Annotated in this window: 10 protein-coding genes and 1 CRISPR repeat array; all 10 genes read left to right on the top strand. The window is 49.2% G+C overall.

Annotation, left to right across the window (positions count from 1 at the left end; genetic code table 11):
• Nucleotides 1-249: 249 nt before the first annotated feature.
• Nucleotides 250-797: a CRISPR direct-repeat array (repeat unit 37 nt; unit sequence GTCGCAGACCATATTCCATTAAAACAAGGATTAAGAC).
• A 345-nt stretch (nt 798-1,142) separates the two neighbouring features.
• Genes HMPREF3027_RS01380 through HMPREF3027_RS01335 form a run of 10 tightly spaced genes read left to right on the top strand, consistent with a single transcriptional unit; the run spans nt 1,143 to nt 13,108 of the window.
• On the top strand, nt 1,143-2,999 hold the full coding sequence (locus HMPREF3027_RS01380) for an AMP-dependent synthetase/ligase (protein ID WP_070706436.1): 1,857 nt from the start codon (nt 1,143-1,145) through the stop codon (nt 2,997-2,999).
• Nucleotides 2,999-3,538: an RNA methyltransferase gene (locus tag HMPREF3027_RS01375; RefSeq protein WP_021902837.1), complete on the top strand. Its 540-nt coding sequence runs from the start codon at nt 2,999-3,001 to the stop codon at nt 3,536-3,538. The genes HMPREF3027_RS01380 and HMPREF3027_RS01375 overlap by 1 nt, the downstream gene beginning before the upstream one ends.
• Nucleotides 3,539-4,249 carry a 2-C-methyl-D-erythritol 4-phosphate cytidylyltransferase gene (gene ispD, locus HMPREF3027_RS01370; RefSeq protein ID WP_083317456.1) on the top strand — a complete coding sequence of 237 codons (711 nt, stop codon included), beginning with the start codon at nt 3,539-3,541 and terminating at the stop codon, nt 4,247-4,249.
• The gene (gene recG / locus HMPREF3027_RS01365; protein WP_070706435.1) at nt 4,242-6,347 is read left to right on the top strand and encodes an ATP-dependent DNA helicase RecG; all 2,106 of its coding nucleotides are present in this window, start codon (nt 4,242-4,244) and stop codon (nt 6,345-6,347) included. The genes ispD and recG overlap by 8 nt, the downstream gene beginning before the upstream one ends.
• Nucleotides 6,347-8,224 (top strand): tRNA uridine-5-carboxymethylaminomethyl(34) synthesis enzyme MnmG, encoded by a 1,878-nt coding sequence (mnmG, locus tag HMPREF3027_RS01360; protein ID WP_070706434.1) that lies wholly within the window; start codon nt 6,347-6,349, stop codon nt 8,222-8,224. The genes recG and mnmG overlap by 1 nt, the downstream gene beginning before the upstream one ends.
• A 19-nt stretch (nt 8,225-8,243) precedes the next feature.
• Nucleotides 8,244-10,070: an excinuclease ABC subunit UvrC gene (uvrC, locus tag HMPREF3027_RS01355; protein WP_070706433.1), complete on the top strand. Its 1,827-nt coding sequence runs from the start codon at nt 8,244-8,246 to the stop codon at nt 10,068-10,070.
• A complete protein-coding gene (gene dtd, locus HMPREF3027_RS01350) occupies nt 10,067-10,516 on the top strand; it encodes a D-aminoacyl-tRNA deacylase (RefSeq protein WP_070706432.1) in 450 nt (149 codons plus the stop codon). The genes uvrC and dtd overlap by 4 nt, the downstream gene beginning before the upstream one ends.
• On the top strand, nt 10,513-10,857 hold the full coding sequence (locus HMPREF3027_RS01345; RefSeq protein WP_070706431.1) for a nucleotide pyrophosphohydrolase: 345 nt from the start codon (nt 10,513-10,515) through the stop codon (nt 10,855-10,857). Before dtd ends, HMPREF3027_RS01345 begins: the two co-directional genes overlap by 4 nt.
• A 5-nt stretch (nt 10,858-10,862) precedes the next feature.
• A complete protein-coding gene (gene deoC / locus HMPREF3027_RS01340; RefSeq protein ID WP_018027779.1) occupies nt 10,863-11,762 on the top strand; it encodes a deoxyribose-phosphate aldolase in 900 nt (299 codons plus the stop codon).
• Between the two features lie 47 nt (nt 11,763-11,809).
• Nucleotides 11,810-13,108, top strand: coding sequence for a 3-phosphoshikimate 1-carboxyvinyltransferase (locus tag HMPREF3027_RS01335; RefSeq protein WP_070706430.1), 1,299 nt, complete (start codon nt 11,810-11,812; stop codon nt 13,106-13,108).
• The last annotated feature ends 116 nt before the right edge of the window (nt 13,109-13,224 follow it).

The raw sequence follows: 13,224 nt of genomic DNA, 5'->3' as shown, positions 1-13,224 counted from the left end.
TAGTTGCAACTCGTCATTTGCTTAGTTGCATCTCAACTTTTTCTCTACTCTACCAACAATTGAAATGGGGTATAATTCTACTTTTATAGACCGTTAAAAAATGATGAAAGACAATTCAAAATTAGCCTATTGCATCATTCAAAAATAGTTGGTAACTTTGCACATCAATTTGAGAGACCCCTTTTTACCCACTTTTTAGGGGGTTCAAAAAGATAAGTCACTCAAATAGATAGAGTTAAGAGAGGTGCTGTCGCAGACCATATTCCATTAAAACAAGGATTAAGACTCTTGAACCCTACGCTGTAGGGTTACCTTCTCTAGGTCGCAGACCATATTCCATTAAAACAAGGATTAAGACGGCTCGGCCTTATTCAGGCTGCAAGTCTAGTAATAGTGTCGCAGACCATATTCCATTAAAACAAGGATTAAGACTGCAACAAACGCGTTATCCATGTCAAGATCGACTGTAGTCGCAGACCATATTCCATTAAAACAAGGATTAAGACTCATCTTTTGAAACTCCTCCCACTGCTCATCTACATAGTCGCAGACCATATTCCATTAAAACAAGGATTAAGACTCTTGAACCCTACGCTGTAGGGTTACCTTCTCTAGGTCGCAGACCATATTCCATTAAAACAAGGATTAAGACATTGTCATCAAGATACAATCGAAGTTTGAAATTATGTCGCAGACCATATTCCATTAATACGAGGATTAAGACTTTTCACATTGATGTAGAGCATTGCTCCCTGTGCTAGTCTTAGGCCATATTCCATTAGAACAAGGATTAAGACGCTGATCCTGCTGGATTTTTCTTGAGATTTCCTTGCAGAGTATATATCCCAGTAGAGTAAGGATCGTGTGATTCCTTCGGGGTAGTTTGATTATGGTGTCCTTGCTATCCAAGCTTCTCCTATAGGCTAACTTACACTTGCCTATAGGAGAAGTTTGTATTAATTGACCTTGGTCCAGAGATTTCAGTATTTCGGTGGGTCGTCCGATTTGTCTGACCTGTCCGACTCGTCCGACAAGAGACCCCATCGTTATCTGCTTGTGGCACACGTGTGAATAGGGCTTCTTAGATTTTTTGTACCTTTGTGATTGTAGGTAATACAATTTTTGATGATGTGATGTAAGCTATGAGACTTCCCGACCCTTTTTTACCGATTGTAGATGTTCCTAAGGCGTATGCTAAGAAGTATGCCAAGGAGACTTGTCTCTTGACTCGTAACCCCCTCTCTGGGAGTTGGGACGAGATGACGTGGGCTCAGTTTGGGAGCATTGTGCAGAGGATAGCGGTGTCGATGGTCCACAATGGAGTGGAGCGAGGCGACCGTATTGCTATCTTTTCGGAGAATTCCGAGCTATTTCTAGCCACCTATCTAGCCTCCTTTGAGGTGGGGAGTATTGCGATCCCTTTTTATGCCTCTAGTTCTGCGACCCAAGTGCGTATGATGCTGGAGCATAGTGAGACACACCTCCTCTTTGTGGGCGAACAGGCTCAGTATCTTGCTGCTATTGAGGCGATATTAGGGATGGAGCAAAAGGTGCAATTGGTACTCTTTGATCGTGCGATTGAACGAATAGGGGAGGATAAGGAGTCGCTCTATATTGAGGACTTCCTACGCATCGCTGAGGGTCAAGGACTGGAGGTAGAGTTGGAGAAGCGTCGAGAGCTGTGGGACCTTGATGATACGGCACTTATCCTCTATACGAGTGGTACCAGCGGGGTGCCTAAAGGGGTGCAGATCAGTTTCCGCAGTGTTCAGTGGGCGATCACACAGCACAGCAAGGAGATTGAGGTGATTAAGCCTGGCAAGGTGAGTATGAACTTCCTGCCCATGACTCATATCTTTGAAGCCATGTGGTGCTGCCTTTGCCTCTCCATGCGGGTGAAGATAGCCATTAATCGCAATCCAAAGAAGATTCTAGATAGTTTGGCTGAGGTGCGCCCGCACTATATGTGCAATGTACCCCGCTTTTGGGAGAAGGTTTATGTGGGTGTCTATGAGAAGATGCAGAGCTTCCCTCCACTGCTCAAGAAGATTGCCGATGAGTCGCTCAAGGTAAGTCGGAAGTACCACTTTGAGTATCGGGCAAAGGGGAGGAAGCCACCTTTCTGGCTCAAGTTACAATATGGCTTTTACTCTATGATTCTATTGAATAGGGTGAAGAAAAAGGTGGGGGTAGAGCGAGGGCTCGTTTTCCCTACTGCTGGTGCTGCTTTAGCCGATAAGGTACAAGCCTTCTTGCTCAGCATCGGGGTGCCGATTGTCTATGGTTATGGTCTTACTGAGACGACTGCCACGGTCACTTATTGCCACATGGATGGCTTTGAATTTGGCTCTATTGGTCGCCCGCTAGGTGGTGTTGAGGTGAAGATTGATGAGCAAGCCGGCGGAGAGATACTAGTCAAGGGAGATACCGTCACCAAGGGTTACTATAAGGCTCCAGAAGCGAATGCTGAGGCGTTTACTAGTGATGGTTGGTTCCGCACGGGCGACCTCGGCTCTATGGACTCTGAGGGGAATCTCTTCTTTAAGGAGCGGGCTAAGGATCTCTTTAAGACGGCGAATGGTAAGTATATTGCCCCTAACGTGATTGAAAACCTACTCACTTCAGATGCCTTTATTGAGCAAGCGGTAGTGATTGCCGATGGTCGTAGCTTTGTGAGTGCCTTGATCTACCCATCGTGGTCGTTAGTGACTGAGGAGCTCAAGAAGAGAGGGGTGGAGATTATCCCTGAGAAGCTTGAAGTACTTTCAAAGCTCCCTGAGGTGCACTCGCTATTGGAGGAGCGGATTGATCTTCAACTCGCGGAGCTGGCTTCGTTTGAGAAGGTCAAGAAGTTTTACCTCCTTACAGAGCCGATGTCAATAGACAATGGTATGCTCACTAATAGTCTGAAGACCAAGAGACTTGTAGTGGAGAAGTATTATGAGGAGGCGATTCGTGACCTCTACTCATATCATCAGTTGCCCGACCTTACGAAGTGATGAGGAAGCTGAGGATAGAGGAGATGGGGCGTATCAGCCCTCAGGAATATGCCAAGGCTGGCAAGCGACCGATTGTGGTGGTACTGGATAATATCCGGAGTATGCACAACGTGGGGGCTATCTTTCGCACGGCGGATGCTCTAAGGCTAGAGGGACTTTATCTCTGTGGTATTACGGGTCAACCACCTCATTCTGAGATACATAAGAGTGCCCTCGGGGCTGAGGAGGTGGTCGATTGGTGGCACTTTGATCGGACGCAGGAGGCAATCCAGCTCCTAAGAGATAAGGGCTATACTATTTGGTCTCTAGAACAAGCAGAAGGCTCGGTGAAACTGCCCAACCTCAAGGAGCATCTAGGTAAGAGCCAACCCATTGCCATTGTGCTAGGAAATGAGGTGGATGGCGTGGACCAAGAGGTGATTGACCTCTCGGATGGAGTGGTGGAGATAGAGCAATACGGCACTAAGCACTCGATGAACGTCAGTGTCGCTGGGGGGATTGTGATGTGGTATCTAAGTGAATTGAGGGAGATAGAGTAAATGACCATGAAGGAGCTATCGGTAGTAGTGGTGGCAGGTGGCAGTGGCCGAAGAATGGGTACGGAGCTACCTAAGCAATATCTGAAGCTCAAGGATCAACCGATCATTATCTGGACGCTCCTCAATATCTATGAGGCAACTCAGGATTGGGTGGATAGCGAATTGATTTTGGTACGACCCAGCGGTGACCAGGATTATGTGGAGGAGCTACTCCGTAGTTACCTTCCGAGTTCTATACAGGTTAAGATCACCGATGGGGGTAAGGAACGTGCCGATAGTGTACAGAATGGTTTGGCACTCGCCACTGGACGGTATGTGATGATTCACGATGGGGTACGTCCGTTTGTCACGCGTGCAATGTTGCAACGCCTTTGGAGTGCACGGCAATCTAAGGCGGTGGTTCCTGCTATTCTCCCGACTGACTCTATTCGTTTGGTGCAACACGATGGGGCAAATCAGGCTATAGACCGAAGTACCATCCGACTAGTACAGACGCCTCAACTATTTGATAGAGAGGTGCTTGTGAAGTCCTACCAAGCCTTTAATGAACAGCCTGACCCTACTTGTACCGATGATGCAAGCATTGTGGAGAAGTATGGTGGACTGAATACGACGATAGTAGAGGGGGAGGAACAGAATATCAAACTCACCACACCTAAGGATAGGGTGTTGGCGGAGTGGATTATGGAGGAGAGAGTCAGCAATGAATGATATCCTGAAGCGTGATGTGACCTTTCTAAGAGGGGTGGGGGAGCGAAAAGCTGCCACCCTAAAGAAGGAGTTGGAAGTGGAGACGTGGGGTGACCTGCTCTACTACTTCCCTTATCGCCACGTGGATAGGACACGCATCTATACTACCAATGAACTGATTGATGGGATGCCTTATGTGCAACTACAAGGAGAGATCATCGGTTTTGTGGAGGAGGGAAGAGGTGCTAAGAAGCGTTTGAAGGCTTACTTCAAGGATGCTGCCGGGGTCATTGAATTGGTTTGGTTTAATGGAGCAAGTTATATCCTTAGATCACTTAAGGTCAATACGCCCTATACGATCTTTGGGAAACCCAATAAGTTTGGCGATACCTTTAGCATACCACACCCCGAGGTGGAGCCCGCAAAGGGGCCTTTGAGCTCGGTGGGAAAGCTCTACCCGATGTATTCTGCTACGGAGCGTATGAAGCGCTCTGGTCTCAATTCGAGGAATATCAGTGAGCTACAGAAGTATATTCTTATGGAGGTGCATGGGAAGTTGGAGGAGACGTTGCCACAATATATTGTGCAGGGGTACCAGATGCTCTCTATAGAGGAGGCGCTGAGTATGATTCATTTCCCCACTTCGCCCCGTATGCTTCAGCGAGCGCAGGCACGCCTCAAGATGGAGGAGCTCTTTTATCTTACACTGAGGATGCAGTATCTGCACCGTGAACGTAAGGAGGAGACGGTTGGACTGGTAGTGACTCCTAAGGACGATGGTCACTTGACGAAATTTAAGAGGGAAGGACTGAAGTTCCAACTCACAGGTGCTCAAGAGCGGGTGGTAGGAGAACTCCTAGCCGATATGGCGTCGGGCCAGCAGATGAATCGTCTGGTGCAAGGGGATGTGGGAAGTGGTAAGACGGTGGTCGCTCTTCTCTCAATGTTGGCAGCGATGGATAGTGGCTATCAAGTTTGTATGATGGCACCGACGGAGATCCTAGCGCAGCAGCACTTTAAGTCGATCTCTAATATGCTGGCGTCTCAAAAGGATATTAGGGTGGCACTGCTGACGGGTTCGATGAAGCAGAAGGAGCGGAAGCCTCTGCTAGAAGCCCTTGCTAATGGGGAGATAGATATCCTTGTGGGCACTCATATTTTGACTCAGGAGTATGTACAGTTTCATAACCTTGGTCTTGCGGTTATTGATGAGCAGCATCGCTTTGGGGTTTATCAGAGGAGTGTTCTTTGGGAGAAGAGCCGACACTTGAATCCGCATATCTTGATTATGTCGGCAACACCGATCCCTCGTACCTTGGCGATGACGCTCTATGGCGATTTGGATGTCTCTATAATCGATGAGCTACCGCCGGGACGTACGCCGATTATCACGAAACACGCTTACACACATCAGATGGCAGACGTCAATCAATTTATCTTCCAGCAACTATCGGAGGGGCGACAATGTTATATTGTCTTCCCATTGATTGAGGAGAGTGAGAAGGTGGATTTGATGAGTCTGGAGGAGGGTTATGAGCAGTTTAAGCACGCCTTTCCGGCACATAAGGTGGGGATGGTTCACGGCAAACTAAAGCCGGAGGTGAAGGAGGAGGAGATGCGGATGTTTGCTAGCGGGGAGACAAATATCTTGGTCGCTACAACAGTGATTGAGGTGGGGGTGGATGTACCGAATGCCACGGTGATGGTGATTACGAGTGCGGAGCGGTTTGGCCTTTCGCAACTCCATCAGCTACGAGGTCGTGTGGGGCGAGGAAGCCATCAGAGCTATTGTATATTAGTGAGTGGCGACTCAATTGGGGAGACGTCGTTGCAACGGATTCAGATTATGTGCCAGAGTACGGACGGCTTTTACTTGGCGGAGCAGGACTTAAAAATCAGGGGACATGGTGATATGGAGGGGACACGCCAGAGTGGGGTAGGGCTCGACTTACGTATCGCGGATCTGTCGGAGGACGGTCGATATGTGCAGTTTTGTAGCAACTTGGTCGGACATATCCTGAAGGAGGATCCGGAGCTTCGGTTGGATAAAAACCGCTTGCTAAGGCTGCGTTTGGATAAGATGCTAGTGAATGAAAAGGATTGGGGATTGATTAGCTAATGAATAAGGAGTACGATATTGTTGTAGTGGGAGCAGGGCATGCTGGCTGTGAGGCAGCACGTGCTGCGGCACTACTGGGCTCGGAGGTGCTGCTCATCACTATGGATATGGAGCGGATAGCACAGATGAGTTGCAATCCCGCAGTGGGCGGTATTGCGAAGGGGCAGATTGTGCGTGAGATTGATGCTCTTGGGGGATTTATGGGAAGGGTGACCGATAGAAGTACGATCCAATTTAGGATGCTTAATCGGAGTAAAGGACCAGCGATGTGGAGCCCACGTGCCCAAACCGATCGGAAGTTATTCTCTCGTCTATGGAGGGAGGAACTGGAGCGGACACCGCATCTTTCTTTTTGGCAAGATAGCGTGGAGCGGCTATTGATTGAGGACGGGGTACTAAAAGGGGTACAAACTCATCTTGGGGCAAAGTTTATGGCACCAAAGGTGATTTTGGCTAATGGCACGTTCCTCAATGGCGTTATGCACTTCGGGGAGGTGCAGATTAAAGGCGGACGTATTGCCGAACCAGCTGCCTATGGACTTACGGAGCAGTTGGTTTCGCTTGGCTTTAAGACGGATCGCATGAAGACGGGTACGCCGATGCGTATTGATGGCACTACGGTTGACTATTCCCTTTGTCAGGAACAGGCGGGTGATGAGGGGTGGCACCATTTTAGCTATGACCCCAATTGCTCTAATAAGGAGTTGCCTCAACACTCCTGCTACATTACTTACACCAACGAGGAGGTACATCAAATCCTTCGTGACCACCTCGATGAGGCTCCGCTTTATAATGGTCAGATAGTTTCAATAGGTCCAAGATATTGCCCAAGTATAGAGACCAAGATCGTCACCTTCGCGGAGCGCGACCATCATCAGATATTTATCGAGCCAGAGGGGGTAGATACCAATGAGTGCTACCTCAATGGCTTTAGTAGTTCGATGCCGTATGAGGTTCAAGAAGAGGCGATCAGAAAGATACCTGCCTTGCGGAATGTACATATTCTAAGACCTGGTTACGCCATTGAGTACGACTTCTTTGACCCTACTCAGTTGCACCATACCATGGAGACGAAGCTAGTAAAGGGTCTTTACTTCGCCGGACAAATCAATGGCACTACGGGTTATGAAGAGGCGGCAGGACAAGGTCTAGTCGCTGGCATCAATGCCCACTTGTCGTTCCACGTGGAACAGCCTTTTGTCCTCACTAGAGAGCAGGCATATATCGGCGTGATGATAGATGACCTGGTGACGAAAGGGGTAGATGAGCCTTACCGAATGTTTACTAGTCGTGCCGAGTATCGGATACTCTTGCGTCAGGATAATGCGGATGAACGACTTACTGAGCTAGGGTATGCGATTGGATTGATAGGCGAGCAGCAACTGAAGCGATACCAAGATAAAAAGCGACAGGAGACGGAGCTTCGCAAGCTTACAGAGGAGGTTTCGCTTGAACCTACTCCTGAAGTGAATGAATGGCTGACCTCCTTGGAAAGCCAACCCATTCAACGGAAGGTGAGGCTTAAGGAGTTGATTGTTCGTCCTGGCATCACTTACGAGAACCTTCGTGAGGTTTGTAACGAGGTCAATCGCTTCTACCTTCAGGAAGAGAATGCTGAGGTGGCGGTGGAGTCTGTGGAGATTCGGTATAAGTATGATGGCTATATCAAGCGAGAACAACAATTGGCGGATAAAGCCAAACGTCTGGAGGGCATCAGTATTGAGGGAAGGTTCGACTATCTCTCTATCAATAGTCTCTCTATAGAGGCACGCCAAAAGCTAGATAAGATACAGCCTTCTACGATAGGACAAGCCTCACGAATTCCAGGTATCTCTCCCTCGGACATTAATATTCTGCTCACTCTAATCGGCAGATAGTTTCACGTGGAACATACTCATGCTACTGACCAAGTCTGAAATAGAGGAGAGTATAAGTATCATTCCCGAGCTTCCTGGCTGCTATACCTACCGTGATGCAGAGGGGGTAGTGCTCTATATCGGGAAGGCAAAAAACCTCCGCAAGAGGATCGCTTCATACTTCCAGAAGAAGCATCCGGAGCGTAAGGTGCGTGCCCTTTTACGCTCCTTTGAGACGATAGAGTATGTGGTGGTGGATAGCGAGCTCGATGCCCTTCTGTTGGAGAATAATCTGATCAAGCAGTATCAGCCGCAGTACAATGTGTTACTTAAAGATGGCGATGCCTACCCATATATTTGCGTGAAAGCGGAGGAGTTTCCTCGGATCTTTGTCACCTTTAAGTACATTAAGGACGGGAGTCGGTACTTCGGTCCTTACCCTTCAAAAGGGATGGCGTGGACCTTGGTTAATCTCTTCAAGCGTATTTATAAGCTCCGCACCTGTGCCTTGCGTCTCAGCGAGGAGGGGATAGAGATGGGGAAGTTCCGTGTCTGCCTTAAGTACCATATCAATAGATGCAACGCCCCTTGTGAGGGGTACATCACGAAGGCAGAGTACGACGAACAAGTAGCTCAGGCGATAGAGATATTGAGGGGCAATGTCTCGGGTGTGAAGAAGCTACTCAATGAGAAGATGGTTGAGGCGAGTGCCGAGCTCGACTTTGAGCGAGCACTGGAGATACAAAGAGTGATAACCGATGTTTCCAACTACCAAGCCAAGAGCACCATCATCAGTAATGTAATAGGTAATGCGTTGGTAGTGAGCAGTTTATCTGATATGGATGCCCATTATATCAACTACCTAGAGATACATGATGGCAGTATCATTGCCGGTCGTACCTTAGAGTTTAAGCGGCGTTTGATTGAGGATGAAGAGGAGGAGAGCGACTTCCTATCCTCGGCTCTCATCGAGTTGCTTAGTCGCACGCACTACGATATCCAGGAGCTGATACTCGAGGAGCCACCCACCTTCGGCGACTTTTCGCACTACACCATCACCCATCCCAAGCGTGGGGAGAAGCGAAAGGTGCTCGACCTCAGTCTGCAGAACGTGACCCAGTATATGCGAGACAAGCACAAGCAAGCAGAGAAGATGAATCCCGAGCAACGAAATACTCAGATCCTACGTGAGCTAATGAATGCTGTGGGCTTGCCCAAACTGCCCTACCATGTGGAGAGCTTCGACAACTCCAATATACAAGGGAGCGACCCTGTGGCTAGTTGCATTGTATTTAAGGGTGCCAAGCCAAGTAAAAAGGATTATCGCCTCTATAAGATAAAGGGCGTTTCCGGTCCCGACGACTACGCCTCTATGCACGAGGTGGTGACTCGGCGGTACCAGAGGATAAAGGAAGAGGGTGGGGAGCTACCCGACCTCATCATTACCGATGGCGGTAAAGGTCAAATGGGTGTAGTGAAAGCGGCACTCCAAGAGGTGGGTGTAGAGATCCCAGTGATGGGGCTCGCCAAAGACGATAAGCACAATACCAATCAGGTACTCTACGGAGATCCCCCTCAAGTCGTCGGCATTATGCAGCGGAGCCAAGTCTTCTATCTCTTAGAGCGGATACAAAATGAGGTGCACCGTTTTGCCATCAACTTCCACCGGAAGCTCCGTAGTCAGCGACAAACCCACTCCGAACTGGACGAGATTCCAGGCATCGGGCCAGTGAATAAGCAGAAGTTGATCAAGGAGTTTAAGAGTGTCAAAAACATCAAAGAGGCCTCCCTCGAGGCGCTCCAAGCCTCTATTGGCAAGGTAAAAGGGGAGACCGTATATCAACATTTCAATAGCAACGACAGATGAAGGTAGTGATACAAAGAGTGACACACGCCAAAGTAGAGGTGCGAGGGTTGCTCATCAGCGAGATCGGCAAGGGAATGCTCATCCTCCACGGCGTAGAGGTAGGCGATAGTGAGGAAGACCTAGAGTATATCCTCAAGAAGACCCTCAACCTCCGCATCTTCGACGATGCCAATGGGGTGATGAATGAGAGCATATTGCAGCAAGAGGGCGAGATCCTATGCGTCTCCCAATTCACCCTACTAGCCGATACCCGAAAGGGCAATCGACCAAGCTACATCAAGGCAGAGCGACCAGAGCTATCCTCCCCAATGTATGATAAATATTGCCAACGGCTATCCGACAATTTGGGTAAACCAGTGCAAAAAGGTATCTTTGGTGAAGATATGCAGGTGACCTTACAGAATGATGGCCCTGTTACCATTGTAATAGACAGTAGAAATAGATGAATAGCCCGACACTAAAGGAGCTACAATCCACTGTGGACGAATGGATTAAGGCGTATGGCGTTCGTTACTTCGACCCCCTCACCAATATGGCGGTTCTCACCGAAGAGGTGGGGGAGGTGGCTCGGGTAATGGCACGCCTTTATGGCGAACAGAGCCAGAAGCCAGGCGAGGAGATCACACAAGAGCACCTTGCCGATGAGTTGGCCGACCTTCTTTGGGTGCTCACCTGTATTGCCAATCAGACAGGTTGCGACCTCACAGAGGCGTTTCAGAAGAATATCCAGAAGAAGAGCCAACGCGATAGAGATAGACATATTAATAACAACAAGCTATATAAATAAAGGTTATGACATTAGAAAATCAACAGCCACACAAGCATGTAGGTAAGAGCAAGTTTGAAGAGGCTTTTTCAGTTTTTGCACCTGTGCAGACAGTGGAAGAGATCCAGTCCGAGATTAAGAAGCTGATCGATACCCACTACGATGCACTCAATAATCACGATACCATCAGCTTCCTCCACAGCACCATCGATCTCACCTCCTTGGGCTCTGAGGATAATACGGATCAGATATACAACTTCGTCAAGAGTGTCAACGACCTCGACGATACCAATCCCACCATTCCTCCCGTAGCAAGTATCTGCGTTTACCCCAACTTTGCCAAGACGGTCAAGGAGACCCTAATGGTCGAAGATGTGCACGTCTGCTGTGTATCGGGAGGCTTCCCTAGCTCGCAGACCTTCCAAGAGATCAAGGTGGCAGAGACCTCTCTTGCCCTTGCCGATGGCGCCGATGAGATAGATATTGTGCTGCATATTGGCAACTTCCTCAGTGGCGACTACCAAGCCGTTACCGACGAGATAGAGGAGCTTCGAGACGTCACCAAGGGCAAGGTGCTCAAGGTGATCCTAGAGACAGGTGCTCTTAAGACCCCTGAGAGCATTCAGAGGGCAAGCATACTGGCACTATTCTCAGAGGCCGACTTCATCAAGACCTCTACTGGAAAGGGCTACCCCGGAGCATCGCTAGAGGCCGCCTATGTCATGTGCCAAGTGCTCAAGCAGTACTACGATAAGTATGGCGTCCGAAAAGGCTTCAAAGTCTCTGGCGGAGTCCGTACTACCGAAGATGCCATTAAGTACCTTTGCATCGTCAAAGGCATACTAGGCGATGAGTGGATGACCAATAAGCTCTTCCGCATCGGAGCCAGCTCTCTAGAGGGCGATCTGCTCAAGCACTTGAAGTAAGCGAGCCATCCCTTATGCCTCTACGAGAATGTTGCACGAAGAATGAGATGCAAGGCGCTGAGGGTGAGGGCGCTGGGAGCGTACTCACGTACGTGACCGAGCCCGAATCCCGAAAGCAACGCCGCAGATCGCCTTCGTGCAACAGTCTCCTACAGCTACCACCGCTCACCTTTCCCCGCCAGCTCACGATAGAGCTGCCCTATAGTAAGAGCGTAGCTGCTAGGCAGATACTAAGACATTATCTAAAGCATCAGTCGCTTTCCGACCTTATCGGTTCGGGAGTGACTGGTGCTTTTTTTTGTGACGACCTCAAGGTGCTTTACCATGCTGTGGAGCAATTGGCTAAGCGTCAAGGCAGCTCCTCGTGCAAAGTCGATTGTGGAGAGAGTGGCACTGCCATTCGCTTCTTAATCATCGCCTCACTTTTTGAGCCAGGAGACACCCAACTTGTAGGTTCGCCACGATTGATAGAGAGAATTAAGCGAGATGACCTCCAGTTTATCACCCAACTAGGTGGCGACTACCAATGGTTGTCCGAAGAAAGCACCCTTATTATTGTCCCTCCAAAAGAGGTGCACGACACCACCCTTACCAATCGCTGGAGCAGTAGCCAGTACCTCAGTGCTATTGAGCTCTGCAACGAAGCTTACGGCACAAAGATAGCCTACCACTTTTCCCCTGATAGCCCCTCCTACTCCTACCTCCAACTGACCCAATCAGTCATTTCAAAAGGGGACAAATACCCACTAGAGCGGGATTGGAGTGCCGCCTCCTTTTGGTATCAGTTGCTCGCCACCAACCCTCAGGTAGAGCAGATAGTCTTCCCTCGATTGAACCTTGATAGCGTCCAACCCGATAGAGCTGTGGCCGATTTGTACCGCACCTTTGGTATAGAGACTAAAGAAAGCAACGAAGGCGTGCAGATAACTCGGGTAGGGGATTGCCATGCCCAACGGATAGAGATGGACCTCTCCCAAAACCTCGACCTCTTTCTACCCATCGCCCTTACCGCTGTGGCTCTGGATTGCCCCTTTGAAATCACTGGGATACACCTATTGAGGAATAAAGAGAGCGATCGCATCGCCTCACTAATCGAAAATATCCAACCCTACGGAGTGACCGGCATTGAGCTTACAGAGGATCACATTGTCTGGAGTGGCACACGAACTCCTGGGGCAAAAGAGGTCTCTATTCACCCACACAACGACCACCGAGTGGCGATGGCTTTCGGGATATGGGGAAGTAACCAGAGCGAGATCCAGACAACCATCCTCACCCCCGACGTAGTCCACAAAAGCTATCCCTCCTTCTTCGATGACCTGCTCCGCTATCGTGCAGAGCACTGAGTGGTGGTGGAATTGACCTCCACGAGGAGGTCCTTTTTTTGGGGCGATCCCCATCTCGGTCAGATCGGATGACCGATATGGCGCACCCGACAGGGTGCCACTCAGCTAGCCCCCAG

Origin of the sequence: Porphyromonas sp. HMSC077F02 (assembly GCF_001815465.1) — a bacterium.
Lineage (GTDB): Bacteria > Bacteroidota > Bacteroidia > Bacteroidales > Porphyromonadaceae > Porphyromonas_A > Porphyromonas_A somerae.
The sequence above is the reverse complement of the archived record's forward strand: the minus strand, read 5'-3'. Positions and strand labels throughout refer to the sequence as shown.

Coding starts and splice junctions, on each gene's coding strand:
- dtd (WP_070706432.1), top strand. CDS start 10,067: ATGAAGGTAGTGATACAAAGAGTGACACACGCCAAAGTAGAGGTGCGA.
- HMPREF3027_RS01345 (WP_070706431.1), top strand. CDS start 10,513: ATGAATAGCCCGACACTAAAGGAGCTACAATCCACTGTGGACGAATGG.
- mnmG (WP_070706434.1), top strand. CDS start 6,347: ATGAATAAGGAGTACGATATTGTTGTAGTGGGAGCAGGGCATGCTGGC.
- HMPREF3027_RS01335 (WP_070706430.1), top strand. CDS start 11,810: ATGCAAGGCGCTGAGGGTGAGGGCGCTGGGAGCGTACTCACGTACGTG.
- HMPREF3027_RS01380 (WP_070706436.1), top strand. CDS start 1,143: ATGAGACTTCCCGACCCTTTTTTACCGATTGTAGATGTTCCTAAGGCG.
- ispD (WP_083317456.1), top strand. CDS start 3,539: ATGACCATGAAGGAGCTATCGGTAGTAGTGGTGGCAGGTGGCAGTGGC.
- uvrC (WP_070706433.1), top strand. CDS start 8,244: ATGCTACTGACCAAGTCTGAAATAGAGGAGAGTATAAGTATCATTCCC.
- HMPREF3027_RS01375 (WP_021902837.1), top strand. CDS start 2,999: ATGAGGAAGCTGAGGATAGAGGAGATGGGGCGTATCAGCCCTCAGGAA.
- recG (WP_070706435.1), top strand. CDS start 4,242: ATGAATGATATCCTGAAGCGTGATGTGACCTTTCTAAGAGGGGTGGGG.
- deoC (WP_018027779.1), top strand. CDS start 10,863: ATGACATTAGAAAATCAACAGCCACACAAGCATGTAGGTAAGAGCAAG.